The organism is Pseudomonas sp. FW305-E2 (assembly GCF_058782925.1).
The window spans coordinates 74,738-99,078 of record NZ_JBYSYE010000001.1; the positions used below are offsets into that span (position 1 = coordinate 74,738).

At 61.1% G+C, this 24,341-nt stretch carries 27 protein-coding genes; 14 read left to right on the top strand and 13 right to left on the bottom strand.

Annotation, left to right across the window (positions count from 1 at the left end; translation table 11 throughout):
* Positions 1 to 118: 118 nt before the first annotated feature.
* Positions 119 to 1,207, bottom strand: coding sequence for an AraC family transcriptional regulator (locus tag AC3WLP_RS00310; protein ID WP_004576025.1), 1,089 nt, complete (start codon positions 1,205 to 1,207; stop codon positions 119 to 121).
* Positions 1,208 to 1,375: 168 nt separating this feature from the next.
* On the opposite strand from AC3WLP_RS00310, the gene AC3WLP_RS00315 reads away from it, so the two are divergent.
* Genes AC3WLP_RS00315 through AC3WLP_RS00325 form a run of 3 tightly spaced genes read left to right on the top strand, consistent with a single transcriptional unit; the run spans position 1,376 to position 4,016 of the window.
* A complete protein-coding gene (locus AC3WLP_RS00315; protein ID WP_003256172.1) occupies positions 1,376 to 2,560 on the top strand; it encodes an acetyl-CoA C-acyltransferase family protein in 1,185 nt (394 codons plus the stop codon).
* 13 nt (positions 2,561 to 2,573) lie between these two features.
* Positions 2,574 to 3,422: a 3-hydroxybutyryl-CoA dehydrogenase gene (locus AC3WLP_RS00320; RefSeq protein WP_003256174.1), complete on the top strand. Its 849-nt coding sequence runs from the start codon at positions 2,574 to 2,576 to the stop codon at positions 3,420 to 3,422.
* Positions 3,423 to 3,434: 12 nt separating this feature from the next.
* Positions 3,435 to 4,016, top strand: coding sequence for a TetR/AcrR family transcriptional regulator (locus AC3WLP_RS00325; RefSeq protein ID WP_003256175.1), 582 nt, complete (start codon positions 3,435 to 3,437; stop codon positions 4,014 to 4,016).
* A 48-nt stretch (positions 4,017 to 4,064) separates the two neighbouring features.
* Here the strand turns inward: AC3WLP_RS00325 and AC3WLP_RS00330 are convergent, their stop codons facing one another.
* Genes AC3WLP_RS00330 through AC3WLP_RS00350 form a run of 5 tightly spaced genes read right to left on the bottom strand, consistent with a single transcriptional unit; the run spans position 4,065 to position 10,564 of the window.
* The gene (locus AC3WLP_RS00330) at positions 4,065 to 4,442 is read right to left on the bottom strand and encodes a response regulator (protein WP_003256176.1); all 378 of its coding nucleotides are present in this window, start codon (positions 4,440 to 4,442) and stop codon (positions 4,065 to 4,067) included.
* 44 nt (positions 4,443 to 4,486) lie between these two features.
* Complete coding sequence (locus tag AC3WLP_RS00335) at positions 4,487 to 5,713, bottom strand: hybrid sensor histidine kinase/response regulator (protein ID WP_088512342.1); 1,227 nt, start codon at positions 5,711 to 5,713, stop codon at positions 4,487 to 4,489.
* A complete protein-coding gene (locus AC3WLP_RS00340) occupies positions 5,707 to 6,282 on the bottom strand; it encodes a chemotaxis protein CheB (protein ID WP_012051950.1) in 576 nt (191 codons plus the stop codon). Before AC3WLP_RS00340 ends, AC3WLP_RS00335 begins: the two co-directional genes overlap by 7 nt.
* A complete protein-coding gene (locus AC3WLP_RS00345) occupies positions 6,279 to 7,100 on the bottom strand; it encodes a CheR family methyltransferase (RefSeq protein WP_003256179.1) in 822 nt (273 codons plus the stop codon). Before AC3WLP_RS00345 ends, AC3WLP_RS00340 begins: the two co-directional genes overlap by 4 nt.
* Positions 7,097 to 10,564, bottom strand: a complete 3,468-nt coding sequence (locus tag AC3WLP_RS00350) for a response regulator (RefSeq protein ID WP_017148256.1) — start codon at positions 10,562 to 10,564, stop codon at positions 7,097 to 7,099. The genes AC3WLP_RS00345 and AC3WLP_RS00350 overlap by 4 nt, the downstream gene beginning before the upstream one ends.
* A gap of 248 nt (positions 10,565 to 10,812) precedes the next feature.
* Here AC3WLP_RS00350 and AC3WLP_RS00355 point away from each other — a divergent pair, with 248 nt between their 5' ends.
* Positions 10,813 to 11,163 carry a response regulator gene (locus tag AC3WLP_RS00355; protein WP_088512343.1) on the top strand — a complete coding sequence of 117 codons (351 nt, stop codon included), beginning with the start codon at positions 10,813 to 10,815 and terminating at the stop codon, positions 11,161 to 11,163.
* 55 nt (positions 11,164 to 11,218) lie between these two features.
* Here AC3WLP_RS00355 and cobF read toward each other — a convergent pair whose 3' ends face one another.
* Positions 11,219 to 11,968, bottom strand: a complete 750-nt coding sequence (gene cobF, locus AC3WLP_RS00360; RefSeq protein WP_088512344.1) for a precorrin-6A synthase (deacetylating) — start codon at positions 11,966 to 11,968, stop codon at positions 11,219 to 11,221.
* Between the two features lie 67 nt (positions 11,969 to 12,035).
* On the bottom strand, positions 12,036 to 13,325 hold the full coding sequence (locus AC3WLP_RS00365) for an OprD family porin (protein ID WP_017148255.1): 1,290 nt from the start codon (positions 13,323 to 13,325) through the stop codon (positions 12,036 to 12,038).
* Between the two features lie 361 nt (positions 13,326 to 13,686).
* Here AC3WLP_RS00365 and AC3WLP_RS00370 point away from each other — a divergent pair, with 361 nt between their 5' ends.
* The 3 genes from AC3WLP_RS00370 (at position 13,687) to AC3WLP_RS00380 (ending at position 15,138) form a co-directional block, all read left to right on the top strand.
* Entirely contained in the window at positions 13,687 to 14,046 is a 360-nt protein-coding gene (locus AC3WLP_RS00370; protein ID WP_010954596.1) for a histone-like nucleoid-structuring protein, MvaT/MvaU family, read from the top strand.
* Positions 14,047 to 14,270: 224 nt separating this feature from the next.
* Positions 14,271 to 14,798, top strand: a complete 528-nt coding sequence (gene gloA, locus AC3WLP_RS00375) for a lactoylglutathione lyase (protein WP_003256188.1) — start codon at positions 14,271 to 14,273, stop codon at positions 14,796 to 14,798.
* A gap of 97 nt (positions 14,799 to 14,895) precedes the next feature.
* Positions 14,896 to 15,138, top strand: coding sequence for a hypothetical protein (locus AC3WLP_RS00380; RefSeq protein WP_003256190.1), 243 nt, complete (start codon positions 14,896 to 14,898; stop codon positions 15,136 to 15,138).
* A gap of 56 nt (positions 15,139 to 15,194) precedes the next feature.
* On the opposite strand, the gene AC3WLP_RS00385 is transcribed toward AC3WLP_RS00380, so the two are convergent.
* Positions 15,195 to 16,016 carry a shikimate 5-dehydrogenase gene (locus AC3WLP_RS00385; protein ID WP_088512345.1) on the bottom strand — a complete coding sequence of 274 codons (822 nt, stop codon included), beginning with the start codon at positions 16,014 to 16,016 and terminating at the stop codon, positions 15,195 to 15,197.
* A 161-nt stretch (positions 16,017 to 16,177) separates the two neighbouring features.
* On the opposite strand from AC3WLP_RS00385, the gene AC3WLP_RS00390 reads away from it, so the two are divergent.
* On the top strand, positions 16,178 to 16,531 hold the full coding sequence (locus AC3WLP_RS00390) for a hypothetical protein (protein ID WP_003256193.1): 354 nt from the start codon (positions 16,178 to 16,180) through the stop codon (positions 16,529 to 16,531).
* 94 nt (positions 16,532 to 16,625) lie between these two features.
* On the top strand, positions 16,626 to 16,808 hold the full coding sequence (locus tag AC3WLP_RS00395) for a hypothetical protein (RefSeq protein WP_012051943.1): 183 nt from the start codon (positions 16,626 to 16,628) through the stop codon (positions 16,806 to 16,808).
* A gap of 90 nt (positions 16,809 to 16,898) precedes the next feature.
* Here the strand turns inward: AC3WLP_RS00395 and AC3WLP_RS00400 are convergent, their stop codons facing one another.
* Positions 16,899 to 17,213: a chemotaxis protein gene (locus tag AC3WLP_RS00400; protein WP_088512346.1), complete on the bottom strand. Its 315-nt coding sequence runs from the start codon at positions 17,211 to 17,213 to the stop codon at positions 16,899 to 16,901.
* A 164-nt stretch (positions 17,214 to 17,377) separates the two neighbouring features.
* On the opposite strand from AC3WLP_RS00400, the gene AC3WLP_RS00405 reads away from it, so the two are divergent.
* Complete coding sequence (locus AC3WLP_RS00405) at positions 17,378 to 18,202, top strand: S24 family peptidase (protein ID WP_088512347.1); 825 nt, start codon at positions 17,378 to 17,380, stop codon at positions 18,200 to 18,202.
* Positions 18,203 to 18,240: 38 nt separating this feature from the next.
* Here AC3WLP_RS00405 and AC3WLP_RS00410 read toward each other — a convergent pair whose 3' ends face one another.
* A complete protein-coding gene (locus AC3WLP_RS00410; RefSeq protein ID WP_088512348.1) occupies positions 18,241 to 18,564 on the bottom strand; it encodes a DUF1654 domain-containing protein in 324 nt (107 codons plus the stop codon).
* A gap of 234 nt (positions 18,565 to 18,798) precedes the next feature.
* Between AC3WLP_RS00410 and AC3WLP_RS00415 the strand changes: the two genes are divergently transcribed.
* Positions 18,799 to 19,473 (top strand): polysaccharide lyase family 7 protein, encoded by a 675-nt coding sequence (locus AC3WLP_RS00415; protein ID WP_003256199.1) that lies wholly within the window; start codon positions 18,799 to 18,801, stop codon positions 19,471 to 19,473.
* A 980-nt stretch (positions 19,474 to 20,453) separates the two neighbouring features.
* Here AC3WLP_RS00415 and AC3WLP_RS00420 read toward each other — a convergent pair.
* A complete protein-coding gene (locus AC3WLP_RS00420; RefSeq protein ID WP_014756205.1) occupies positions 20,454 to 21,104 on the bottom strand; it encodes a TetR/AcrR family transcriptional regulator in 651 nt (216 codons plus the stop codon).
* A 111-nt stretch (positions 21,105 to 21,215) separates the two neighbouring features.
* On the opposite strand from AC3WLP_RS00420, the gene AC3WLP_RS00425 reads away from it, so the two are divergent.
* Positions 21,216 to 22,109, top strand: coding sequence for an NAD(P)/FAD-dependent oxidoreductase (locus tag AC3WLP_RS00425; protein ID WP_014756204.1), 894 nt, complete (start codon positions 21,216 to 21,218; stop codon positions 22,107 to 22,109).
* Between the two features lie 21 nt (positions 22,110 to 22,130).
* Positions 22,131 to 22,604, top strand: a complete 474-nt coding sequence (locus tag AC3WLP_RS00430; protein ID WP_041167306.1) for a methyltransferase family protein — start codon at positions 22,131 to 22,133, stop codon at positions 22,602 to 22,604.
* Between the two features lie 251 nt (positions 22,605 to 22,855).
* Here the strand turns inward: AC3WLP_RS00430 and AC3WLP_RS00435 are convergent, their stop codons facing one another.
* Complete coding sequence (locus AC3WLP_RS00435; protein ID WP_012051932.1) at positions 22,856 to 23,287, bottom strand: GFA family protein; 432 nt, start codon at positions 23,285 to 23,287, stop codon at positions 22,856 to 22,858.
* A gap of 41 nt (positions 23,288 to 23,328) precedes the next feature.
* Between AC3WLP_RS00435 and AC3WLP_RS00440 the strand changes: the two genes are divergently transcribed.
* Positions 23,329 to 24,285: a LysR family transcriptional regulator gene (locus tag AC3WLP_RS00440; RefSeq protein ID WP_012051931.1), complete on the top strand. Its 957-nt coding sequence runs from the start codon at positions 23,329 to 23,331 to the stop codon at positions 24,283 to 24,285.
* Positions 24,286 to 24,341: the final 56 nt, after the last annotated feature.

Below are 24,341 nucleotides of genomic sequence, written 5' to 3' on the forward strand. Positions count from 1 at the left end.
TGCCCTGTAGGAGCGGGTTTACCCGCGAACACCGGCAGAGCCGGTGCCATCCACCGCGTTGGTTTCTTCGCGGGCATGCCCGCTCCCACAATTCTGTGCATGCCCTGTAGGAGCGGGTTTACCCGCGAACACCGGCAGAGCCGGTGCCATCCACCGCGTTGGTTTCTTCGCGGGCATGCCCGCTCCCACAGGTAGAACGCAGGCCGGCCAGCCGCGCCCGGTAGCTTCCTGGGCTCTGCCCGGTCCACTTCTTGAACGCCCGGTGGAAGGCACTCGGTTCCTGAAACCCCGCCTGCTCGGCAATTTCGGCAATGCTCAACGCGCCTTCGCGCAGCCGCTCGAAGGCCATGGCCCGGCGCACTTCATCCTTGATCTGCTGGTACGAACGACCCTCCCGCTCCAACTGCCGGCGAAAGGTACTGGCACTGACCCCCTGCTGCTGCGCCAGCGCGGCCAATGTCGGCCACTGTCCATAGCGCAATGCCCGCAGGTGCCGATACACCTCAGCCACCAGCCCGTTCTGATTGCGAAAGCGGATCACCAGGCCCTGTGGCGCACTGCGCAGGAAGGTCTGCAAAGCGGCTCGGTCCTGCACCACCGGCAGGCGCAGGTAAGCGCTGTCGAACTCCACCTCGGTGCGTCCGCTGCCCAGGCGCAGGTCCGGCCCCCACAGCAGCAAGTCGTCCTCCTGGGCCGGGCGCGACACCGCGAGCTCCGTGCGGTCGATGGCAATCCGCCGCCCGGCCAGCCAGCACAGCATGCCGATCATCAGCACCAGGTAGGTTTCCTCGGCATAGACCCGGGTCAAAGGGTCGGCAATGTTCGACTGCACGCTGATCAGCGCCCGCCCGCCACGTACCGTCAGGCTGCCACGCAGGTCACGCAGGAACAGGCCGAAGCCCCCCATGCACTGGCGCAAGGCCTTTTCCAGGTTCGGCTCGAGGATCAAACCCCGGCAGATCAGGGCAAAACTGCCCAGCGGCATGCCGTGGCTGTCGAGGCCAAAGAACTCATCGTCCAGGCGCTGGATCAACGCCAGCCACAGCTGGGCGAACGCCTTGGCCGGCACCCGCGCCTGAGGCTGATCGAGCAGCTGCGGGGCAATGCCCACCGCACGCAGCTGGGCATCACGCTCGGCGGGCGTGTCGCGCAGGGCGTGGAGCATGGCGTTGAGGAAGTACACGGCGACTGAATCGCTTTCGCGCATGGCGGTTTTCGCTGTCTATGCTGAGTGGCAAAAAGTGCCAGGTTGTTTGAACAGATCCGGCATAGGCGGCAACAGAGCCTTTGCCTAGACTCGATCCCACTTCGGGGCCGCCCACCATTCTCGCAGAGCCTGGCCCGGTCCCGCCACGCCTTCGCAATCGGAGCCCTCATGAGCAGCGCAGAAATCTACGTCGTCAGTGCCGTCCGTTCAGCCATTGGTGGCTTCGGCGGTTCCCTCAAGGACCTGCCACTGGCCGACCTGGCCAGCGCCGTGACCCGCGCCGCCATCGAGCGTTCGGGCCTGGCCGCCGAGCAAGTCGGCCACCTGGTGATGGGCACGGTGATCCCCACCGAACCGCGTGACGCCTACCTGGCACGGGTAGCGGCAATGAACGCTGGCATCCCCAAGGAAACGCCGGCATTCAACGTCAACCGCCTGTGCGGGTCTGGCCTGCAGGCTATTGTCTCTGCGGCCCAGGGCCTGTTGCTGGGCGACACCGATGTGGCCGTCGCAGCCGGCGCCGAATCCATGAGCCGTGGCCCTTACCTGCTGCCACAAGCGCGCTGGGGTGCACGCATGGGTGACCTGCAAGGCATCGACTATACCGTCGGCGTGCTGCAGGACCCGTTCCAGCACTTCCACATGGGCATCACCGCCGAGAACGTTTCGGCCAAGCACGGCATTACCCGCGAAATGCAGGACGAACTGGCCCTGACCAGCCAGCGCCGTGCCGCGCGTGCCATTGCCGAGGGCCGCTTCGCCAGCCAGATCGTTGCGCTGGAGCTGAAAACCCGCAAAGGCAGCGTGCAGTTCAGTGTCGACGAGCATGTGCGTGCTGATGTGACCGCCGAACAATTGGCCGGCATGAAGCCGGTGTTCAAGAAAGACGGCACCGTCACCGCCGGCAACGCCAGCGGTATCAACGATGGCGCCGCCGGCCTGGTGTTGGCCACCGGTGACGCAGTGCGCCGCCTGGGCCTGAAACCGCTGGCACGCCTGGTGGGCTATGCCCACGCCGGGGTGGAGCCGGAGCTGATGGGCCTGGGGCCGATCCCGGCCACCCGCAAAGTGCTGGAAAAAACCGGCCTAAACCTACAAGACCTGGATGTGATCGAGTCCAACGAGGCCTTCGCCGCCCAGGCCTGCGCCGTAGCCCGCGAGCTGGGCTTCGACCCGGAAAAGGTCAACCCCAACGGTTCGGGCATTTCCCTGGGCCACCCGGTGGGTGCCACCGGTGCGATCATCGCCACCAAGGCCATCCATGAGCTGCAGCGCATCCAGGGCCGCTACGCCCTGGCCACAATGTGTATCGGCGGTGGCCAAGGCATCGCTGTCGTGTTCGAGCGCGTCTGAGGGAGACTGACACATGAGCATTGAACAGATCGCCGTGATCGGCGCGGGCACCATGGGCAACGGCATTGCCCAGGTGTGCGCCATTGCCGGCTACCAGGTGCTGCTGGTGGATGTTTCCGACGCAGCGCTCGAGCGCGGCGTGGCCACCTTGAGCAAGAACCTCGAGCGCCAGGTCAGCAAAGGCACCCTCGACGCCGACAAGGCCGCAGCCGCCAAAGCACGCATTCGCACCAGCACCGACTACACCCAGCTCAGTGCTGCACACCTGGTGATCGAAGCGGCGACCGAGAACCTGCAGCTCAAGCAGCGCATCCTGCAGCAGGTGGCAGCCAACGTTGCCGCCGACTGCCTGATCGCCACCAACACCTCGTCGCTGTCGGTGACTCAACTGGCCGCCAGCATCGAGCACCCCGAGCGCTTCATTGGTGTGCACTTCTTCAACCCAGTACCGATGATGGCGCTGGTCGAAATCATTCGTGGCCTGCAGACCAGCGACAACACCTACGCCCAGGCGCTGGTGGTGACCGAAAAAGTCGGCAAGACCCCGATCACCGCCGGCAACCGTCCGGGCTTCGTGGTCAACCGCATCCTGGTGCCAATGATCAACGAGGCGATCTTCGTGCGCCAGGAAGGCCTGGCCAGTGCCGAGGACATCGACACCGGCATGCGCTTGGGCTGCAACCAGCCGATCGGCCCGCTGGCGTTGGCCGACCTGATCGGCCTGGACACCCTGCTGGCGATCATGGAGGCCTTCCATGAAGGCTTCAACGACAGCAAGTACCGCCCCGCTCCGCTGCTCAAGGAAATGGTCGCGGCCGGCTGGCTGGGGCGCAAGAGCGGTCGCGGTTTCTTCACCTACTGAGGACCAAGCACCATGCCCCCGGTCAATGCCGCAATGCGCTGTGCCAACTTTGAGGAGCGACGTGACCAGGCCATGGCATTGTTTGCCGAAAAGGGCTTTGGCCAGGTCAGCATGCGCGAGCTGGCGGCCCATGTGGGGCTGACCGCCGGCTCGCTGTACCATCACTTTCCCAGCAAGCAGGACCTGCTGTACGACTTGATCGAAGAGTTGTACGAAGAGCTGCAGGCCACCCTGGACCAGGCCCGCCGGGCCATGGCCCGGGGGACATCGGCATTGAGCTGCCTGATTGCTGCGCACTGGCAGTTGCATGCCGAACGGCCGCTGCAGTTTCGGCTGGCCGAGCGGGATCTGTGTTGTTTGAGTGAGGCGCAACAGGCGCACCTGGCATCGTTGCGCAAGCGCTATGAGGCGGGTTTGCTGCGCTTGATCGCACCGCAAGCGAAACTGCCGGGGCAAGCGTTGGACGCTACAGCGCATGTACTGGCGACGTTTCTCAACCAGCTGCCGGGGTTGCTCAAAGCACTGCCTGAAGCGCAAGGGTTGGAGCTGATGGAAAACTTGCTGGTCGGCGGAATTGAGCGGACGCTGCGATAGCCTGCAACGGCCTCCTCGCGGGTTTGCCCCGCGAAAAGGCCGGATGCCTCAGCGCAACAGCGACTGGATCTGCTCGTGCAAGGTATCCAGGTCAAACGGCTTGGCCAGGATAGGTGCCTTGCGGGTGATCGGGCTGCCAGATTCGAGAATCTCCGCCGGGTAGCCGCTGATGAAAATCACCTTCAGGTCAGGCCGCAATTTCACCGCGGGCTCGGCAATATCCACCCCCGAGATCCCCCCCGGCAAACGGAAGTCTGTCACCATCAGGTCCAGGTGCGGTTTGCTGGCCAGGATGGCAAACGCCTGCTCGCCATCCTCAGCCACCAGGACGTGGTACCCCTCACCCGCCAGGTAATCGCGCAAAATCATGCGAATCGCCGGTTCATCCTCGACGACCAGAACCACATCTTGTGCATCTTCACTCATGTTAACGCCTTGAAATACTTACAGTTGGCCATCAGACCCCAGGCTTACACAGAGGTTGCCCGCGCCTGGTCGTTTTGTTCTTTGAATATTGCCATCGGCAATTGCAGGGTGAATGTGGCACCCTTGCCCTCCTCGCTTTCAACCTGTATCCGGCCACCGTGCGCCTGGACGATCTGCTCGGAGATGTACAACCCCAGGCCCAACCCTCCGCTGGCCTGCTGGGCAGAGACCCGCTCGAACTGCTGGAAGATCCGCTGCTGGTTGACGGCGCTGATACCGATGCCGTGGTCCTGCACCTGCACCCAGGCCATGCCGCCCTGCTCGAACACCCGTACCTGCACCGGTTTGCGCTCGCCGTAACGCATTGCATTGGACAACAGGTTGGCCACTACTTGTTCAATCCGGAATTCGTCCCACTCCCCCTTCAGCGCTTCGCAACGCTGCAATTCGATGTGTGTTTCCAGGGCCATGGCCTGCGCCGTGAAGTTTTCCACCAGCCCACGCACCAGTTGGCCCAGGTCAAACAGTTTGGGCCGCAGCGACAGTTTACCGGTACGGATGCGCGAAACATCGAGCATGTCCTCGACCAACCGGATCAGGCTGTTGATCTGCCGTTCGTCGCGCTCGACCATGGCCTGCAGCTTGTCGACACTGAAGGCGTCCAGGTTGCCCCGTGCCAGGTGCATCTTGCGCAACTGGGTTTCCAGGATCAGGCCATTGAGCGGCGTGCGCACCTCGTGGGAGACGATCGACATGAAGTCGTCACGCATGCGCACGGCGTGCTCCAGCTCACACCGTGCCACCTGCAACTGGCTGAGCAGCAGCTCCTGTTCCTGGCGGCTCTGCTCCAGGGCTTCCAGCTGCCGGCCAAGCACCTTGCGCTGGCGGAACAGGTCGACGAACACCGAGACCTTGCTTTTCACCGCCAGGGTGTCGAGCGGCTTGTGCAGAAAGTCCACGGCCCCGCTCTCGTAGCCCTTGAAGGCATAATTCATCTCGCGACCCGCCGCGCTGACGAAGACGATCGGGATGTGCTTGGTCTTGTCGGTACCGCGCATCAGCTCGGCCAGTTCAAAACCGTTCATGCCCGGCATCTGCACATCGAGAATGGCCAGTGCGAACTCGTGCTCGAGCAGCAACGACAAGGCAGCCTCGGCAGACTGTGCCTGGTGCACCTCGCGGTCCTCGCCCTGGATCAGGGCATCGAGCGCCAGCAGGTTTTCCGGCAAGTCGTCGACAATCAGCAGTTTGGCGATGGTGTGGCTTAGCATGCGCTGTATTCCAGGGTCGCGAGCAACTGCCCGATACCGCTCAGAGTAAGAATATGGTCGGGCTGGTGCAGGGCCAGGGCGGCCTCCGGCATCAGGGCAACCTGTGCGTCACGAGGGTCCTGGACAATCGTGCGCCCCCCATTGTTCTTGATGTAGGCAAGGCCCCTGGCGCCGTCTTCGTTGGCCCCGGTGAGCAGCACACCCAGCAGGCTGTCGCCGTAGGCATCGGCCGCCGAGATGAACAGGAAATCGATCGCCGGGCGCGAGAAGTGCACGGGTTCTTCCTGGCTCAGCGACAGCGTCAGGTCGCGCTCCACCGACAAGTGGTAACCCGGCCCTGCCACATAGATCTGCCCGCCGCTGATCCTCTCCTTGTCACGTGCCTCGCACACCGGCCGATGAAGCCGCCGCTGCAGCACGCCGGCCAGCTGGCTGTGGCGATCGTCCGGCAGGTGCAGCACGCAGAGCACCGGTATGGCGAACGTCGACGGCAGCGCGCCGAGCACCTGGAACAATGCCGCCACGCCACCGGCGGAGGCGCCGATCACCACTGCACGTACACCGCTCATGATTTACGGAAGATCCGTTGAGGCTTGACCAGCGGCTCGAAACGATCGCTGTAGGCCGAAAAGTCCACCGACTCCTTGCTACCCAGCACCAGGAAACCACGGTGGCAGAGCGACTCATGGAACAGGCCCAGCGCCCGATCCTGCAGGTCCTTGTTGAAGTAGATCAGCACATTGCGGCACGACACCAACTGGGTCTCGGAGAACACGCTGTCGGTGGCCAGGCTGTGGTCGGCGAAGGTGACATTGTCACGCAGGCTGCTGTCCATGATGGCGTTGCCATAGGCGGCGGTGTAGTACTCGGCGAAGTCTCGGCGGCCACCGGCCAGGCGGTAGTTTTCCTCGTATTCGCGCATGCTCTGCATCGAGTAGATGCCCTGCTTGGCCTTGTCCAGCGAATGCGGGTTGATGTCGGTGGCGTAGATGATGGTGCGCTCAAGCAGCCCTTCCTCACGCAACAGGATGGCCATGGAATACACCTCTTCCCCCGTGCTGCAGCCCGCGATCCAGACCTTGATCGAGGGCCAGGTACGCAGCAACGGCACCACTTCGTTGCGCACGGCAAGGAAGTGGTCAGGGTCACGGAACATCTCGCTGACCGGGATCGTCAGGTACTGCAGCAGTTGCATGAACATGCCCGGGTCGTGCAGCACACGCTCCTGCAGCGCAGACACCGTCAGGCAATCGAACTGACGCAGCGCGTGGAGGATCCGACGCTTGATCGAAGCGCCGGAATAATTGCGGAAATCGTAGCTGTACTTGAGGTAGATCGCCTCGATCAGCAGTCGGATCTCGATGTCGGTGTTGCGTTCGCTAGTCAAATTCGCTCCAGTTGCGGCAGCCAGACACGGATCAACGAGAACAGGCGGTCCAGGTCGATCGGCTTGGCCAGGTAGTCATTGGCACCGGCTTGCAGGCAACGCTGCTGGTCATCCTTCATGGCCTTGGCGGTCACGGCGATGATCGGCAGTTTGCGCCAGCGCGGTTGCTGGCGGATCAGCCGCGTGGCCTCGAAGCCGTCCATCTCCGGCATCATCACGTCCATCAGCACCAGGTCGATGTCGTCGTGCTGCTCCAGGCGCTCGATGGCTTCGCGCCCGTTGCGGCCGATTTCGACAATGGCGCCCTTGTGCTCCAGGGCACTGGTCAGGGCGAAGATATTACGCACATCGTCATCCACCAGCAGCACCTTGCGGCCCTCGAACACCTTGTCGCGGCTGCGCGCGGTCTTGAGCATGCGCTGACGCTCGTTGGACAGCTGCGATTCGACCTTGTGCAGGAACAGCGTCACTTCGTCGAGCAGGCGCTCCGGCGAACGTGCGCCCTTGATGATGATCGAGCGTGAGTACTTGAGCAGATCGGCTTCTTCCTCGCGGGTGAGGTTGCGGCCGGTATACACGATCACCGGCGGGAAGGCGCGGATATCCTCGGCGGTCATGCGCTTGAGCAGCTCGTTGCCGAGCATGTCTGGCAGCTTGAGGTCGATGATCATGCAGTCGTAGATGTTCTGGCGCAACAGCGCCAGGGCATCCTGGGCCATGGCCACGGCCGTGATCTCGACATCGTCGTCGCCGATCAGCCGGGCGATGCTCTCGCGCTGCAGGTCGTCGTCTTCCACCAGCAGGATGTGCTTGAGCTTTTGCGTGAGCTTGGCTTCCAGGCGAGCGAACACCTCCTTGAGCTCCTCGCGGCTGGTGGGTTTGACCGCATACCCCACCGCCCCCATGTGCATGGCCGCCTCGACGCGGTCTTCAACCGAAATGATGTGCACCGGGATATGGCGGGTGCTGGCCTGCTCCTTGAGGCGCTGCAGGACGGTGAGGCCCGAGTGGTCGGGCAGGCGCATGTCCAGCAGGATCGCATCCGGAATGTACTGGGCTGCCAGCTCGAAGCCTTCGTCGGCGCCATGGGCCACCAGGCAGCTATAGCCCAGCTCATGGGCCAGGTCGAAGAGGATGCGGGCAAAGTTGGGCTCGTCTTCGATCACCAGAATGCAACGGGTATCGAAAGGGGCCCGCTCGCGGTCGTCGGCAAAGGCCGGCGCCGGGCGCATGACAGCGGCGGCCAACGGCGCTTGCGGTGCGGGCGGCAACGCATCGACGGCCGGGCGCAGGCTTTGCGGCTCGACGTCTTCGGCCTCGGCGGCGTAGCGCTCCGGCAGAATCAGGCTGAACACGCTGCCTTGCCCAGGGCTGCTTTCGACATTGATCTGGCCACCGAGCAAATGCGCCAGGTCACGGGAGATCGACAGCCCCAGGCCAGTACCACCATAGCGGCGATTACTGGTGCCATCGACCTGGTGGAAGGCGCCGAAGATCGCCTGCTGCTGATCGGCCGCAATGCCGATGCCGGTGTCACGGACTGCGAACACGATACCGCTGCCAGCCTGGAAGCTGACGTTCATGCTGACCTGACCACGCTCGGTGAACTTGATGGCGTTGGACAGCAGGTTCTTGAGGATCTGCTCCAGGCGCTGACGGTCGGTGAACAGCGTGACCGGTACCTGCGGCTCGACCTTGACCTCGAAGGCCAGCCCCTTGTGACCGGCAAGCGGCTGGAACATGCCGCGCAAGCCTTCGACCAGGCGCTCGACCTGGGTGGTCTCGGGCCGTACTTCGAGCTTGCCGGCCTCGACCTTGGCGATATCGAGAATGTCGTTGATAAGGTTGAGCAGATCGTTACCGGCCGAGTAGATGGATTCGGCGAACTTGACCTGCTCCTCACTGAGGTTGCCTTCACCGTTCTCAGCCAACAACTTGGCCAGGATCAGCGAGCTGTTGAGCGGCGTGCGCAGCTCATGGGACATGTTGGCGAGGAATTCGGACTTGTACTTGCTCGATCGCTGCAGGTCGTCGGCACGGGCCTGCAGCTCCAGCTGCGCCTGGCTCAGCTCATCGTTCTTGCGGTCCAGCGCATCGGTGCGTTCCGACAACTGCTCGTTGGTCTGCTCGAGTTCGGCCTGTTGGGTTTCCAGATGGGCTTGAGACTCCTTGAGCACCCGTGACTGCTCTTCGAGCTCTTCGTTGGCAGTCTTGAGTTCTTCCTGCTGCACCTGCAGCTCTTCATTGAGTTGCTGGGTTTCGGCCAGCACTTCCTGCAGGCGCTGACGATAACGGGCGCTCTCGATCGACATGCCCAGGTTGCCGCCGACCCGCTCCAGCAGCTCTTCATCCCGTTCTTGCAAGGGGCGCAGGAAACCCAGCTCGATCACCCCGTTGATCTGCCCGTCTTCGGTCGCCGGCATCAGCAATGCACTGCGCGGCAAGCCACTGCCCAGGCCGGAACTGAAGCGATAGAAATCTTCGGGCAGTTCCTCCAGGCGCAGCAAGCGGCCTTCGCGGACCGCCTGGGCCAACAGGCCATGGTGATCCGACTCGATCTGCTCACGGGCCTGCTCTTCGGTACTCAGGCCATAACAGGCCACGCGCACCAGCCGGCCATGCTCGTCGCGCACGTACACGGCGCCCACCACGCTGCCCAGATAAGAGGCAAAGAAGCGCAGGATGTTCTCGCCAAGCATGGGCAAGGTCAGTTGCCCGAGCACCTGCTGCGCCAGCTGGGTCTGGCCGGTGCGCAACCAGGCCTGGTGCTCCAGGCGCTGCGCCGAGCGTTGCTGGGCCTGCAGGTTTTCAGCGTAGTTGGCCGAAAGTGCCAGCAGGTCACGACGGCCCAGGTAAGCCAGCAATGCACTGAGGCCGACAATGAACAGCACGAAAGCCGAAATCGCCGTCACGGTGACGGCACTGACTTTTTCGTTACGGGCCATGCGCAGTTGTTGTTCGGTAATGATCAGGTCATCGAACTCCTTGCGGATTTCATCGGTGATGCGCTTGCCCCGGCCATTGCCGATCGAGGCCTGGTAATCGCCCTGGCTGCGGCGCAGGCTGATCATCTCGTTACCGAAGTCGTTCCAGGCCCGCTGCAAGGCCATCAGCCGGTCAATACGGTCAACCTGCTGCGGGTTGTCCTCGACCATGCTGCGCAGGCTTTGCAGGCTGCCGAGAATGCGTGGCTTGGCCACCTCGTAAGGGTCAAGGAAGCGCTCGTCGCCCGTGATCAGGAAGCCGCGCATGCCCGTTTCCATGTCGATTGACAGCTTGACCGTTTCGTTGGCATTGCCGATCACCCGGTCGGTGTGCTCGACCCACTGCATGGCCGAAAGCAGGTAGTTGATCACCGCGACGAAGGCCACGGCCCCCAGCAGGCCAACCCCCAGGGGAAGGCCGATGTTACGGCTCAACAGCTTGCGAAAGCTTCGCTGGTCCATCGAGGCTGCTTGAATCATGAGAAAACGCCCGAGCTAGAAAAGTCCATTGAAAAGAGTGGCCGATCAGTCGTTATTGTTATCTGCCACTGCGCTGTCCTGATAAGCGAGTCTAACCAGCTTTGACGGGTCTGGCAGGGCATTTAGCCAGTATTTGAAGGTTGCATTCGGCAATCGTTCCATCTATTTGCATGGAGCGGTATCCTCGGGAACTTCTGATGCCGCGCGGCGCACAGATTAAAGACACTCATTTGTACAGGATTTGAACCATGCACCTTCTGGTAGTCGAAGACGACGACATCGTACGTATGCTGACGGTCGAAGTGCTCGACGAGTTGGGCTACAAGGTCATCGAGGCAGAAGACGCCACAGCCGCCCTGCGTGTACTTGAAGACCCCGGCCAGGCGCTTGCACTGATGATGACCGATGTGGGGCTGCCGGACATGCGAGGTGAGGAGCTGGCGGGAAAAGCGCGCGAACTGCGGCCGCTATTACCGGTGCTGTTCGCCAGCGGCTACGCCGACAGTTTCAATGTGCCGGAGGGCATGCACCTGATCGGCAAGCCATTCAGCATCGACCAGTTGCGGGACACGGTGGTGGGCATTGTGGGTACCCCTTGAGCACGGCGTTGCCTGTTTCGCTTGCCCGCGAAGAGGCCGACACAGGCAACCCACCTCACAGCTCTCTGCGCAGCAGATAGGTATCCATGATCCACCCTTTGCGCGCCCGCTCCCGCTCGCGCACTTCCAGTATCCGTGCCTTCATCGCCTGCAACGGCCCGGCGATCAGCACTTCATCCTCGGTCCCCAGGTACGCGCCCCAGTAGATGGTCAACGCCGGGTCATCGAGCCCGGCAAAGGCGCACTGCCCGTCGAGCATCACCACCACGTTGTCGATAGCCCCCTGCCCGGCCAGGCGTCGCCCCGGCAGCACGGTCAGGGGCTCGCCGATGCGGTTGAGCGGCACCTGGTGCCGCGCCGCCAGCGCCTGCACACTGCTGATGCCAGGGATGACCTGCAAGCGCAACGTCACGCCCTGTTCGCGGACCAGGTCGAGAATGCGCAGGGTGCTGTCGTACAAGGTCGGCTCGCCCCACAGCAGGAAGGCACCTGTTTCCCCGTCGCCAATTTCCTCCTCGATCAGGCGCGCATACAGCGCAGCACGCTGCCGGTGCCAGTGCTGTACCGCGCCCAGGTAGTCATCCGCCTGCACATCGCGCAACGGGTCGACCACCGGCACCAGGCGATAGCCACCTTCGGGGCGGTAGCGCTGCAGAATGGCCATGCGCAGGCGTACCAGTTCATCTTTGTCGTCGCCCTTGTCAAGCACGAAGAACACGCTAGCGCATCGCAGCGCATCGACTGCTTCATAGGTGACCTGGCGCGGGTCACCCGCGCCGATGCCGATCAACAACAGGTCTTTCATTGCCCTGCCCTTTGCGGGAACCCGCCACCATTGTCAGGCGGCTACCGGTATTTGGCAAAGCAGCCGCTTAGAAGATCGAGAAGTTGTAGCTGACAATGACCCGCGTCTCATCCATGTCACGCGCCCACTGTTCATAGTTGCTGCGGTAAGTGGAATTACGCAGGCGTACGCTGACATCCTTGAAAGAGCCACTTTGCACCTGGTATTTGAACTCGGTGTCGCGTTCCCACTCCTTGCCTTCGGCACGGCTGCCCGGCACCTTGATATTGTCGCCGTTGATATAACGGGTGAAGAAGGTCAGGCCGGGTACACCCAATGCCTTGAAGTCGTAGTCATAGCGCACTTGCCAGGAGCGCTCCTGTGCAGCGGCGAAATCATTGACCTGGGCATAGTTGACCAGGTACGGGTTGCTACCATCCAGGTACGGCATGGCGCTGTTGCCATACATGCGCTGCCAGCCGGCGCTGAGCTTGTGGCCACCGAGGCTGTAGCCAAGCATGCCGCTGAAGGCGCGATGGTCGATTTCACCGGCACGGGCATTGCCGATGTCATCACTCTTGATCAGGCGCATGTCAGCTGACAGGCTGCCCACCGGCAGCGGCTGACTGGCCACCAGGCCGAGAAAGTGCTGACGGTAGATATTCTCCAGTTTGGCCACTTGGTACTGGGCGCTGAAACGCTCGTTGAAACGGTAGTCGACACCAGCCAGGTCGAAGTGGTCGGCTTCGGTATCGCAGGCATAACGCTTGTTCTTGCAGTGCACGCGGATGTCCTGGCGGTCGGTGGAATCCCGAGCGGTGTAGTTGTCCAGGCGAGCCAGGGTGAACTTCAGGTCGTGCAGTTCTTCAGAGGTGAGCATGGCACCCTGGAACAGAGTCGGCAGCAGACGGCCATCGTTGTACTTGAGCAACGGCACATCAGGCATCATTGAGCCGTACTTGAGCACGGTATTGGAGACCTTGACCTTGGCCGCCAGGCCCATCTTCGCATACTGGTCGGCCGAGTGCCGGGGGTCGTGGCCAGACGAGGGCAGCAATCCACTGTTACTGTCGGCCGGGCTGGAATCCAGTTTGAAGCCGAACATGCCCAGCGCATCCACACCAACACCTACCGGGCCTTGCGTATAACCGGATTGCACATTGAGGATGAAGCCTTGTGCCCACTCTTCGCGCTTGGATGCGCCCTGGCTGGAACTGCTGTAACCGTCCCGGAAGTCCCGGTTGAAATAGACATTGCGTGCTTCGATCTTGGCACTGCCGTCTTCAAGAAACCCGGCAGCCTGGGCGTTGACACCGGCACACAATAGAACCAGGCCGGTTACACGGCGCCCGGGGGCGAGGGGGAAAGGGGAAAACATGCGAGCAAACATCCAGAATGAAGACGAGTTAACAACCTGTGGCACGGGTTGGCCACGGCACTGCGGCAGGTCCGAACATGAGTCGGCCATCATCTGAAATGATCGCGCAAAGGCTCTGGCGCGGGCCATTGGACCATGGTCTAGCCCCCCTGTCGCGCAACCGCAGAAACACCGCAAAATAGCGCACGCAAAACTAGGAAAGTTCCCGGCTTACTTGCAAAAAGTTAGCAGTTTACCCAGTAGCCATGAATGACTACACTCGATATCAGCGAACAGTGGAACCCACCTGCGTGGCCGGCGTTTTTACTCTTCTTCAATGTTCGTCACGCCCTGCCACGACCGACGTACAGGAGTGATTACAGTGTCCAGACTTGCAGAGTTTCGTGCTGCCGAAAAAGCGCTCCAGGAACAGATGGCGCAACTGGAAGCGTTGAAAAAGGATGCCGGCCTCAAACGCGAAATCGAATTCGAGCAGAAACTAGTCGGCCTGATGAAAAGCTATGACAAGAGCCTGCGCGATATCATCGCCATCCTCGACCCGAAGGCTGTGGCCCGCGCTTCCAGCACACCCCCCAAGCAACAACGCCGCCCGCGGGTGGTCAAGGTCTATCAGAACCCGCACACCGGCGAACGCATCGAGACCAAAGGCGGCAACCACCGCGGCCTCAAGGCCTGGAAAGAACAATATGGGGCCGCCACGGTAGAAAGCTGGGTACGCTGATGAAATGCCCACAAAGGCTTCACGCTTTTTTCACAAGGCGTGGCTCAGTATCGAAACAGCTAAAGGATTAGCGACCCCATCACGCGCCCGCACATGCGGGCCTCTAATTTCAGCGCCCTGCCTTTGCAGGGCGCTTTCATTTGCGCAATCGGCGCACTGCCGTATCATGGCCAGCCTGTCTGTTTTGCCGGCGCCCTGCGCCCGGCCCCGTCTCAGGAGTTCCCATGAGCCTGCACGATCTGCAAACCCTGCCTGGCGTCACCGCGCAACCTGACGCCGCCACCGCCCAGTTCGTCTTCAACCACACCATGCTGCGGGTCAAGGACATCGAGAAGTCGCTGGACTTCTACACCCGCGTGCTGGGCTTCCGCCTGGTGGACAAGCGTGACTTCCCTGAAGCCGCTTTCAGCCTGTACTTCCTGGCCCTGGTCGACCCTGCCCAGATCCCCGCTGATGACACCGCACGCCACCAGTGGATGAAGGCGATCCCCGGCGTGCTGGAGCTGACCCACAACCATGGCACCGAAAACGATGCCGAGTTCGCCTACCACAATGGCAACACCGACCCGCGCGGCTTTGGCCACATCTGCATTTCGGTACCCGACGTACGCGCCGCTTGCGCGCGCTTCGAGGAACTGGAAGTACCGTTCCAGAAACGCCTGCAGGACGGCCGCATGAACCACCTGGCCTTCGTCAAGGACCCGGACGGTTATTGGGTCGAAGTGATCCAGCCAACCGAGCTCGAAGGCTAAGCGTTCGTCGCGGCGCGCTCGTCGGGCCGGGAACTCCCGGCCTCTTGCTGTGGTATATGAAGGTAACTGCTTCACATGCCACAGCGAGGTAAGGACGATGCAATCTCTTCACTGTGAATACCGCGAGCACACCATCACTGCCAGCGTGATGCCCCATCCCGACTCCCCCCTGCCCTATGCCGCCGGCTGCCTGATCACGGCACCTGACGGGCACACCAGCAAGCGCATGTCGATGCCCATGCAGTTCTTCTCCGACCTTGAGAATGCGCAGCGTGTGTCGCTGGCCCATGGCCGGGCACTGGTCGACAAACAGCTGGATAACGGGCACGAGGTGTTCTGATCCGGGTTTCGCCTGTACCCCCTTCGCCGCCGAAGCTGTGAAGGGGGTGGCATTAACTAGCTAGCCCGCGCGTATGCCACCGCCGCATCCACCTGCTCCTGCGTCGGCCTTACCCCGGTGTATAACACGAACTGTTCCAGCGCCTGCAGCGCAATGACCTCCAGCCCAGTGATCACCGGCTTGCCCAACGCCTGAGCCCGGCGAATCAACGGCGTCTGCGCCGGCATCGCCACCACATCGAACACCCGCTCCGCAGCCGCGATGGCGTGCTCGGGAAACGCCAGCTCTTCTGCCTCCTGCCCGCCTGCCATACCGATCGGCGTCACGTTCACCAGCATCGGCGGGCAGAGGTCGCCTGGCTCAGGCACCCAGCGATAACCACAGACATCCGCCAACTGACGCCCGGCCTGCTCGTTGCGTGCAACGATGATGCCTTCGGCAAACCCGGCATCGCGCAAGGCGCTGGCCACGGCCTTGGCCATGCCCCCACTGCCTCGCAGGGCAAAGGCAGTGCCCGGGTCGACCTGATGCTGAGCCAGCAATTGGCGCACAGCCAGGTAATCGGTGTTGTACGCCTTCAGGTGGCCATTACAATTGACAAGGGTATTGACCGAGTCGATGGCCGCCGCCGAAGGATCGATTTCGTCGACCAAGGCCATGCAGGCTTCCTTGTACGGCATCGACACCCCGCAGCCGCGAATACCCAAGGCGCGGATCCCTGCCACCGCCGCCGGCAGGTCATCGGTGCGCATGGCCTTATAGTAGAAGTCCAGGCCCAACTGCTGGTACAGGTGGTTGTGAAAGCGCACGCCGAAGGTGCCGGGGCGACCGGCCAGAGAGATGCAAAGCACGGTGTCCCGGCTTGGAGTTGTCGGCATAGCAGGCTCCTTGGTCATAACTGAAACGTTTATTCAGCGTAACAGAGTCAACCACTGGTCGCCCCTTACACAACCTTTACCGTTCCCCTGTGCTCAGCTGACAGAGACCGGAGTCATAGTAACAGGGCCCCGGACGTGGGGTTTTCCTGCGAGGTTGCTTTATGAACCGTCTCATTCCCGGAATCGTCCTGCTGGTCGGCGCCCTGGCCATCAGCGGGCCTGCAGCAGCTCACGGCGGCTATGGCGGCCATGGGCACGGTGGTTGGTACGGGCCGGGTCCACTGCTGGGTGCGGCTGTGGTCGGCGCCGTGGTTGGGGCGACGGTTTATGGCGGCCATGACCGCACAGTGTATGTCGAACGCCAGCCGGTCTATTACGCGCCGCCGCCGGTGTACGTACAACCGCCACCACAGCCGGTTTACTACCAGCCCTACTACGCACCACCCCCACCGCCACCGGGCTACCGCACCTATTATGGGCCGCCACCGGTGTACTACGGGCCACCGCGCTGGTAATGGTTGATAGGAGCAATGATCACTATCGAGGAAGTTGATTTCAAACAATCCCGGCTGCTGCGTATGGTAGGGCCATGTTTCACAGGAGGTCCCCATGGCCACTATCCAGATCATGTCCGTTGTCGGCAGCGCCGTTCCCGCCTCACTGCGTGAGCAGGGCCTGCTGGCGTGCTGGTACCTGGTTCGCAACGGCGAAGCCGTGAGCGGCCCGATGCCGACGCTCGCCTCAGCCCAGGCACTGGCCGAACAGTTGCAACCAGGTACTTTGGTTGCCTGAACCGAATTTGTTGTGCGTTGCTCCCTACGCCCTTGTCGCCCGCCAATTTGGCGGGCTTTTTTTTCTTCACGGATTGCCCGGGCTGCCCCCCTACGTTTGGCCGCTACTGCCCAGCTTACTGGTCAGCACCATGACCTTGCCTTGCAGCCGGCCTACGGTCATCACCAGTTCGTTTCGTTCCTTGGCGAGCAGATCAGCTTTTGCCTGCGCCTCCCTTCGGGCATCCCGTTCAATGTCCAGCAGCTCTGTCAGGTGGCGGATGACAGAAATTTCAGCGCTGTCCATCGCGCGGTCGACTGCATCCCTCGACAACCATTTACGCAGCCACAGAAACGCACCCAGCAGTACAGTCCCCGTACCGCCCAGCCAAGTGACGGTGCCCGGGCCGAGGTCGGTCGGATCCATGTGAACCTCATTACAGACGATGATGTGATCAGCCCTGGAGAAAAATGTCTCGCTAGCTTTCCTTGTTTGCGTGCTTAATTTAGCCTATAGCTAAACACACCACAAGAGTAGATTTAGCTATGCGCGCATTTAGCAGCAAGCTAAACACTGGCATGCTTCACCCCATGGACATCTACCAAATTCGCAAGCACAACCTGGTGAAGCTGATCGGCAGCCAGAGAAAGGGCACCTGCGCAGAGCGCTGGGGGATGGCGCCTGCACACTTGAGCCAGATCCTTTCCGACAAGACCGTGAAAAACCTGGGCGATGACGTGGCCCGCCGCATCGAGGGCATCGAAGGTTTGCCACGGGGCTGGTTCGACGCGCTGTCGCCAGGCGAACACGCACAAGCGGCTACCGAGCCAGTTGACAACAAGCTCTCTGCAGCCGACCTGGTCAAACAGATGCTTGCCCGAAGCGGCAAAGGTATCGCTGAAGAAACCCGGCAAAGGCTGCTGGCTGCGGCGCAAGAGCCTGCAGATGCCACGCTGCTGGAAGCCGAGCCGCTGCGCCCCGGCCTGGTCGGTGACGAAGTGTGGATTGCCCACTATGACGTGCGGGCAGCCATGGGCGGCGGCCAGATCCCCCACGACTACCCCGAGATGTTCAAGGACGTTCGCGTCAGCCCCAGCCACCTGCGCGAACTGGGCGTGACGTTCAGCGAGCACCATCACCTGAAGATGGTGACCGGCTGGGGCCAGTCGATGGAGCCGACCATCAGGCACCGCGACCCGCTGATCGTCGACGTCAGCATCCGAGAGTTCGTCGGCGATGGCATCTACTTCTTTTCCTGGGGCGACCACATCTACATCAAGCGGCTACAGATCGCGGACGAGGACCACTTCGAGATGATCTCCGACAACTCGCGGCACAAAGACCGCATGATTCGTCGGGAAGAGACCTACATACAGGCCAGGGTACTGCTGGTGTGGAATGCCCACCTTGTATAAACCGAAGCCCGCCCTGACCGGCGGGCTTTTGCTGAAGCTCAGAACGGTGCAGCCTCCTCGACCTGCGCCTCGCAGTCGCGTTCGACGATAAAATCATCACGCTCTTCCACGCTACTGCGCGCCCATCGCACCGTCACGCTAGCGTCATCATTGAACGTCAGCTGCAAGTCGGGCATTTCCAGCAGTTGGCCCATCACCTCCTCCCATTCCGCTTCACCGTCGGTATCCAGACGGTGCACCACTACCCAGCGCTGCGTCTGTGCGAGCGGGTGGTTGATCATTGACGATACCCGCAGGCTAAGCCCCTCTATTCCGGTCATTTCCTGGCGCTGTTGAGGTTCCGACTTCATGTGGCTTGCCATATTCTCATCCTGATAGCTGTATATTCGTACAGTACTCGGCGAAAGCTTAGCTCACCGTCAAATCCTGCGTAAAGCCCCCCACTGCGGAAAATTTCGCCTGTAGGTAATTTCCCGTGAAGCGAAATTAATTTAGCCATAAGCTATTGACCGATCTTTAGCCTGAGGCTAACTTTGTGTTCGGCCGTCGCTTGTACGGCGGCTATGCCACTCAAACCTTTTCGCCAGGAGTTCCCCATGGCCGTAGATATCAGCCACCTCACCATCGCCACGCCGGTAGCCGTCTCCTCAACCAACCCCGTTGCTCTGGAGCTAAACGGTGCTGAAGCGATTGCCCGCTTTCCCAGCATCGTGACAGTGCTCAGCGATGGCTCGATCCAGTTCTCAGCCCCAACCAAAGGTGCTTCGAGCAAAAGCACCCACAGGACACGCTGCGAATGGACAGAAACGCAAGACTGGACGCTGGCCAGCGCCCAGGATCACTGGAATCGCCAGACCATGACGCTGACCAAGGTCAACTCGGCGCAGAAGGTGGTCATCGCCCAGATGCACGTACGCGGGGACGACGGCCCGCCAGTAAAGGTGTTCTGGAACAAGGGCAACATCACCCTGGGGTTTCGGCGCACCTTCAACCAGACCGACCCGGTGAATTCCACAGTCCTGAAGGGGGTGCCACTGGGTGCGACGTTCCACATCAGCATTCACACCACGTCTGAAGGCGTGGTAACCGTGACGGCCGAATGCAACGGGGTATCCGCCTCGTCGGGCGATTTGCAGCTCGACAGTACCTGGGCTTCGCACCTGTTCGAGTTCCACGGCGGGGTTTACAACCAGGTCGACTACACCGACGCAACCCCCGCCGAGGACGGCTCGATCTGCATCATCAGCGAGCTCTCGCTTATCCACCGCTGAACGTCGATGCCCAGCCCTGCTATCACAAGCCCTCATGGCGTCTCATGAATGCAAAAAGCCCAGCGCGGGGCTGGGCTTCTATTAGCTGGGCTGAACAGTACTTCCGCCAGCCTTTACACACTGTACTGGCAATTACTCCAGTGGGCGCTTGTGATAACTATAACGCTCGGCATTGGATGCCCGCGATGGGTCCGGCGGGCCTGGTCTCTGCTTGCCTCGAAAGGGCCGATTATGTGCGGAGTCGTCGCGATCCTCGGGCTGCTCCCGTTTACCTTCCGAGTCTTGACCGCCTGGCGGACCATTGTTTTCAGCCGGCCTGCTAACCTGCTGATCCCAATCCATTCCATCCCTATCTATGGTCATACGCACCTCTCAATGCTCAGAAGCTCTGAGCTACATCAAGTGTGCGCTTACCCTGTCCAGAAAGGTTTTATATCAGATCACCGGACACGGGCGAGAACCTCAATACCGGGACCTTTCGCTGAACTGCATCCCACTATTGGTACAAAAATTGGTACGCGCCGGCTGTACGTCCATCCAGCACATCCCGGCAATGCAGCAGTAGCGTGGGAATCTAGCCTCAGACCGCACCGCAAGCGGCCTGAGCATCTGGCCTGTCTAATAGGGTTCAGCCAGTTTCAGCGACTTTGGCCCAATAAAACCGAGACGCTTTCGGGCGGTTTTAGACAGCTTTATTCCCCCATCCAGGCGTTCAGCCAACCAAGATCCGTCCTGGGTCGTCAGCTACACCCACCTCCCACAGTCCGCTGTCGACCCAAAGCGGTCTCTCGCTAAGGACAGCAAACGGTCAATAGCAGCCAGCAGCTTGAAGGAGTCTCCGAGTCTATGGTCGATTCAGGCTGCGATGCTGAGCACTTGCGTCAGTACTGCGTAGTTATCGGACGCAGCCTGTGATTCCGCTGCGAACCCTGAAGCGTAAAACCAAGCCTAGGCCAAGCTGCCCTGGAGCAATTAAATGCTTATCCACTTGCGCGGTCGCTGCGACCGTGCGCGGCTATGAACATGGCGACGGCCGACCGGCAGTAGGATTCGATTTCGTTTTCGTCCTCTGCTCTCGCCTGATCGAAGCGGGCGATCATCAGTAGATCGGACCCTTTGAAGAGCGCAGCAAACAAGCGGGCGGCTTGGAGGGAATCGGGCACGTTGAGAAGCGCCTTCGCGTGAAGTTGGCGCAGCAGGATCTCGATGTCGGCGATGACATGGGCGGCGCCTGCTTCGTAGTGGCGCTTGCTCAAGGCGTTTTGACTCGTTTTATCGGCCATGACCATGGCTTCGATACTGCTGACGTCTGGTCTCAACAGCGTGCGCAGCAGTGATGTTCCCACCGCCATAAGTTGGTCTTCGACCGAACCTTCGGCACCTTCAAGCAGGGCCTGTGGTGCAAACGACTTCTGGCAACCAGCCGTGATGGCTGCGCTGAACAGCGCCTCTTTGTTCTCGAAGCGCCTATAGATGCTGAGCTTGGATATCTTCGCCCGCTGGGCGACCTTGTCCAACGTCGTCGCTTGAAAACCCAATTCCACAAAAAGTTCGCTCGCGGCGTTGAGTATCGTTTGGGCAAGCGCCTCGTTGGTGGGCCGGCCGCGCCGGCCCTGTATGGTCTCAGTCATGATATTGGTACTTTGCAGTATCTTAATTCAAGGTATACGATACCACTCGGTATCTTAAATTTGCAATCCAAAGCCTAGGTTTGAACCTGCCCTCCAGCGGAGCCCATCACCATGAATGACGTCATCATCATCGGCGGAAGTTTTGCCGGTCTCGCCGCCGCTTTACAGCTCGGCCGTGCCCGTCGCAAGGTCATCGTTCTCGATACCGGCTGCCCGCGTAACCGTTTTGCCGGCCGTTCACATGGTCTGCTTGGTCACGATCACACACCGCCGCTGGAAATCCTGGCCGCGGCGCGGCAGCAGTTGGCGCGCTATCCAACGGTCAGGCTGGTCAATGCCCGGGCGGAGAAAATTTCTGGCGTAATCGACGATTTCTGCGTTGTCACTGACGATCACAAAAGCCTCAAGGCCCGCCGCGTAATCCTAAGCTATGGCGTCGCAGATCAGATGCCTGATGTTCCAGGCTTTGCCGAGAGCTGGGGCACGTCCATCGTCCCCTGCCCCTATTGCGACGGCTTTGAAGTCGCCGGGCAACATTGGGGCCTCGTGTGGTCCGGCCCGCAATCTCACAACCAGGTCAGGCTGTTCCTCGATTGGACCGACAGGTTGACTGTCTTTGCCGATGGTCACGACATTGCGCCTGATATCCAGGCCGATCTGGCTCACCGCAACATATCTGTCATCGACGGGCGGATCGTTGAGATCGCCCATCACCAAGGGCATATCGCTACTGTCAATCTCGACACTGGCTCCACTGTTGCGGTCGACATCCTGTTTGCTCATCCGCGCAACAAGCCATCCGCAAACCTGCATGAATCGCTGGGCCTCGCCACGATGGATACGCCAACCGGCGTCGTCCTCAAGGTCGACGAACGCCGCCAAACCAGCACACCCGGCGTCTACGCCGCCGGCGATCTCACCACGCCCATATTGCCCTCGGTCACCCAGGCATCATCGCAGGGCGCGATGGCGGGTATTTTTGCCCAGCAGTCGATGCTGGCTTGAGCGCTTAGAGAGGAAATGAACATGGCCGTCGAACCGGACAGCGCGGGGGTGCGCTTACCTCCGCCCTTCATCTATCTAGGAGCGTTGCTGTTGGGGCTGGCGGCGGATCGGTTCCTCGCCCTGAGCTACTTCGGCATCGACCGGTGGTTGCTGGTCGCGACGGGCGCGCTGCTGTTCGCTGCCGGCGCGGTGATGATGCTTGCGGCGGCGGGGCTGTTCCGGCGTCTGGGCACCAACATTCCGCCGTCGCGACCAACGACCCTCATCGCAACGACCGGCCCTTATCGGTGGACCCGCAACCCCATGTATCTCGGCATGGCGCTTGTCTATGCCGGCATTGCGGTCGGCTTCGACGGAGCAATCGCCTTGGCTTTGCTTCCATTGGTGCTGATTGTGATCCAGAAACAGGTAATCGCCCGCGAGGAGCGCTATCTCGAATCCAAGTTCGGCGACGACTACCGCCGCTACAAGGCCGAGGTTCGCCGCTGGCTCTGACTATTCCGCAACTGTTGCCTGCAGGATTTTCTGATAACCAACACCGACTTTCTTTCCACGGCTACTGAATGGGCCCTGATTTCGTAGATAATCAAGGGCCGCTTTTGGCCGGTAGCTGCCTTTCGCGAAGGGCAGCTATGGGTCGATAGCGGTCAGTCGTGAGCGGCTGCAATCGACCCAAAGCGGACGTAGTCAACCCTGATAATTTGCCGCTCGGCGAGCGACATCTTCACTTATGGAAGAGCAAGCTCTTACCCTAATGCGGCGGCAAATGCTTCTGGCGTGGGGCTCTCCTGCCATTGTGCGATTGCTCCCGGCAGCACCAGCCATGGCTGCTTGCGCCGAGTCCAGATATGCGCAACCGGCTCGAAGCGCTCAGCCCCTTCCAGGATGCCGGCCCGTACCACTCGCATGCCGGGTGCTGCCGTCGTCTCGTTGAACAGCCGGGTATGACATGTACCGCAGGCATGTTGGGTAGACGTTTGACCTTGGTGTTCATGCTCAAAGATCGCCGTTTCGCCAGACACCTGAACAGCCGAAGCCGCGCTCAGCATGTGCAGACCAAACGCACTGCCGCTCCAGCGCTGGCAGTTCAAACAGTGGCAGGCATACAGCGGCGGCAATTGCCGCGCCACGATCTCAAGGGTGACTTGCCCACATCGGCACTGACCGGTGATTCTCATGCGTTAGTTCCTTACAATGACGCCCGGAAAAATGTGGGCGAATGATCGCTTTTCACGGGCTCGGGCAGAAGATCAAATTAGGAGCAACTGTTGGCCAAGAATGTATGAGCGGTATTGAATGGGAAAGCCAGCGTGTATTTCTCGCCGTGTTGCGCTCTGGTAGCCTGAGCGGCGCGGCGAAGCTGCTGGGTATCGCCCAGGCCACTGCGCGCCGGCGCCTCGACTGTCTTGAACACGCTCTCGGTGTGAGTCTGTTCACCCGCACACCTCAAGGACTGACGCCTACTGCCGGAGCGCAGCGCCTGATCGAACATGTGGAGGCCATGGATCTGGCCGCGCAAACCTTCAACCGCATGGCCAGCTCTGAAGCGTCGATGGATCACGGTACAGTCCGGCTGACCTGTGGCGAGTTGCTTGGCGTCGAAGTCTTGCCCGACCTGCTGCGCCCTTTCCATTACGAACACGTCGGACTCAAACTTGAGCTGAGCATAAGCGATGCCCTTGAAGACATCGCCAGGCTGCAATCGGATATTGCGGTGCGGCTGATGCGGCCCAATGAAGCGGATATCACGGTGCGGCGTGTCGGCAGTTTGCAGATTGGCATCCATGCCAGTGCCGGGTGCCTGGAGCGCTACGGTAACCCAACCTCCCTGCTGTCGCTGCGCCAGCGACCGCTGATCGGGCCAGACAGACGCTCAGCGGATTTGCGTCGGTTTATCGACTCTGGTCTGTGCGATGCCGACCAGCATTTCGCCATTGCCTCTGATCATCACCTTGCTCAGCTGGCCGCTCTGAGAGCGGGCTTAGGCTTCGGGCTCTGCCCGACTCAAATCGCAAAATCGCACGGACTGGTACATGTGCTACCACACGATTTTGGCTTTGAGGTTGAGGTGTGGATCGCAATGCACAATGACCTGCGCAAAATTAACAGGATCGCTCAGGCGTTCGAGGTTCTTGGAGAGCAGTTACATCAGTATCTATGCTTAGCCGATCAGTGAGCAGCGTAGGTCGTGGCATCCACTGCTTTGTCTAAACGGCTGCAATGGGTCGAATC

Excerpts from the sequence above, each read along its gene's own strand:
- AC3WLP_RS00310 (WP_004576025.1), bottom strand. The coding sequence starts at position 1,207 with ATGCGCGAAAGCGATTCAGTCGCCGTGTACTTCCTCAACGCCATGCTC.
- AC3WLP_RS00315 (WP_003256172.1), top strand. The coding sequence starts at position 1,376 with ATGAGCAGCGCAGAAATCTACGTCGTCAGTGCCGTCCGTTCAGCCATT.
- AC3WLP_RS00320 (WP_003256174.1), top strand. The coding sequence starts at position 2,574 with ATGAGCATTGAACAGATCGCCGTGATCGGCGCGGGCACCATGGGCAAC.
- AC3WLP_RS00325 (WP_003256175.1), top strand. The coding sequence starts at position 3,435 with ATGCCCCCGGTCAATGCCGCAATGCGCTGTGCCAACTTTGAGGAGCGA.
- AC3WLP_RS00330 (WP_003256176.1), bottom strand. The coding sequence starts at position 4,442 with ATGAGTGAAGATGCACAAGATGTGGTTCTGGTCGTCGAGGATGAACCG.
- AC3WLP_RS00335 (WP_088512342.1), bottom strand. The coding sequence starts at position 5,713 with ATGCTAAGCCACACCATCGCCAAACTGCTGATTGTCGACGACTTGCCG.
- AC3WLP_RS00340 (WP_012051950.1), bottom strand. The coding sequence starts at position 6,282 with ATGAGCGGTGTACGTGCAGTGGTGATCGGCGCCTCCGCCGGTGGCGTG.
- AC3WLP_RS00350 (WP_017148256.1), bottom strand. The coding sequence starts at position 10,564 with ATGATTCAAGCAGCCTCGATGGACCAGCGAAGCTTTCGCAAGCTGTTG.
- AC3WLP_RS00355 (WP_088512343.1), top strand. The coding sequence starts at position 10,813 with ATGCACCTTCTGGTAGTCGAAGACGACGACATCGTACGTATGCTGACG.
- cobF (WP_088512344.1), bottom strand. The coding sequence starts at position 11,968 with ATGAAAGACCTGTTGTTGATCGGCATCGGCGCGGGTGACCCGCGCCAG.
- AC3WLP_RS00365 (WP_017148255.1), bottom strand. The coding sequence starts at position 13,325 with ATGTTTTCCCCTTTCCCCCTCGCCCCCGGGCGCCGTGTAACCGGCCTG.
- gloA (WP_003256188.1), top strand. The coding sequence starts at position 14,271 with ATGAGCCTGCACGATCTGCAAACCCTGCCTGGCGTCACCGCGCAACCT.
- AC3WLP_RS00380 (WP_003256190.1), top strand. The coding sequence starts at position 14,896 with ATGCAATCTCTTCACTGTGAATACCGCGAGCACACCATCACTGCCAGC.
- AC3WLP_RS00385 (WP_088512345.1), bottom strand. The coding sequence starts at position 16,016 with ATGCCGACAACTCCAAGCCGGGACACCGTGCTTTGCATCTCTCTGGCC.
- AC3WLP_RS00390 (WP_003256193.1), top strand. The coding sequence starts at position 16,178 with ATGAACCGTCTCATTCCCGGAATCGTCCTGCTGGTCGGCGCCCTGGCC.
- AC3WLP_RS00395 (WP_012051943.1), top strand. The coding sequence starts at position 16,626 with ATGGCCACTATCCAGATCATGTCCGTTGTCGGCAGCGCCGTTCCCGCC.
- AC3WLP_RS00400 (WP_088512346.1), bottom strand. The coding sequence starts at position 17,213 with ATGGATCCGACCGACCTCGGCCCGGGCACCGTCACTTGGCTGGGCGGT.
- AC3WLP_RS00405 (WP_088512347.1), top strand. The coding sequence starts at position 17,378 with ATGGACATCTACCAAATTCGCAAGCACAACCTGGTGAAGCTGATCGGC.
- AC3WLP_RS00410 (WP_088512348.1), bottom strand. The coding sequence starts at position 18,564 with ATGGCAAGCCACATGAAGTCGGAACCTCAACAGCGCCAGGAAATGACC.
- AC3WLP_RS00415 (WP_003256199.1), top strand. The coding sequence starts at position 18,799 with ATGGCCGTAGATATCAGCCACCTCACCATCGCCACGCCGGTAGCCGTC.
- AC3WLP_RS00420 (WP_014756205.1), bottom strand. The coding sequence starts at position 21,104 with ATGACTGAGACCATACAGGGCCGGCGCGGCCGGCCCACCAACGAGGCG.
- AC3WLP_RS00425 (WP_014756204.1), top strand. The coding sequence starts at position 21,216 with ATGAATGACGTCATCATCATCGGCGGAAGTTTTGCCGGTCTCGCCGCC.
- AC3WLP_RS00430 (WP_041167306.1), top strand. The coding sequence starts at position 22,131 with ATGGCCGTCGAACCGGACAGCGCGGGGGTGCGCTTACCTCCGCCCTTC.
- AC3WLP_RS00435 (WP_012051932.1), bottom strand. The coding sequence starts at position 23,287 with ATGAGAATCACCGGTCAGTGCCGATGTGGGCAAGTCACCCTTGAGATC.
- AC3WLP_RS00440 (WP_012051931.1), top strand. The coding sequence starts at position 23,329 with ATGATCGCTTTTCACGGGCTCGGGCAGAAGATCAAATTAGGAGCAACT.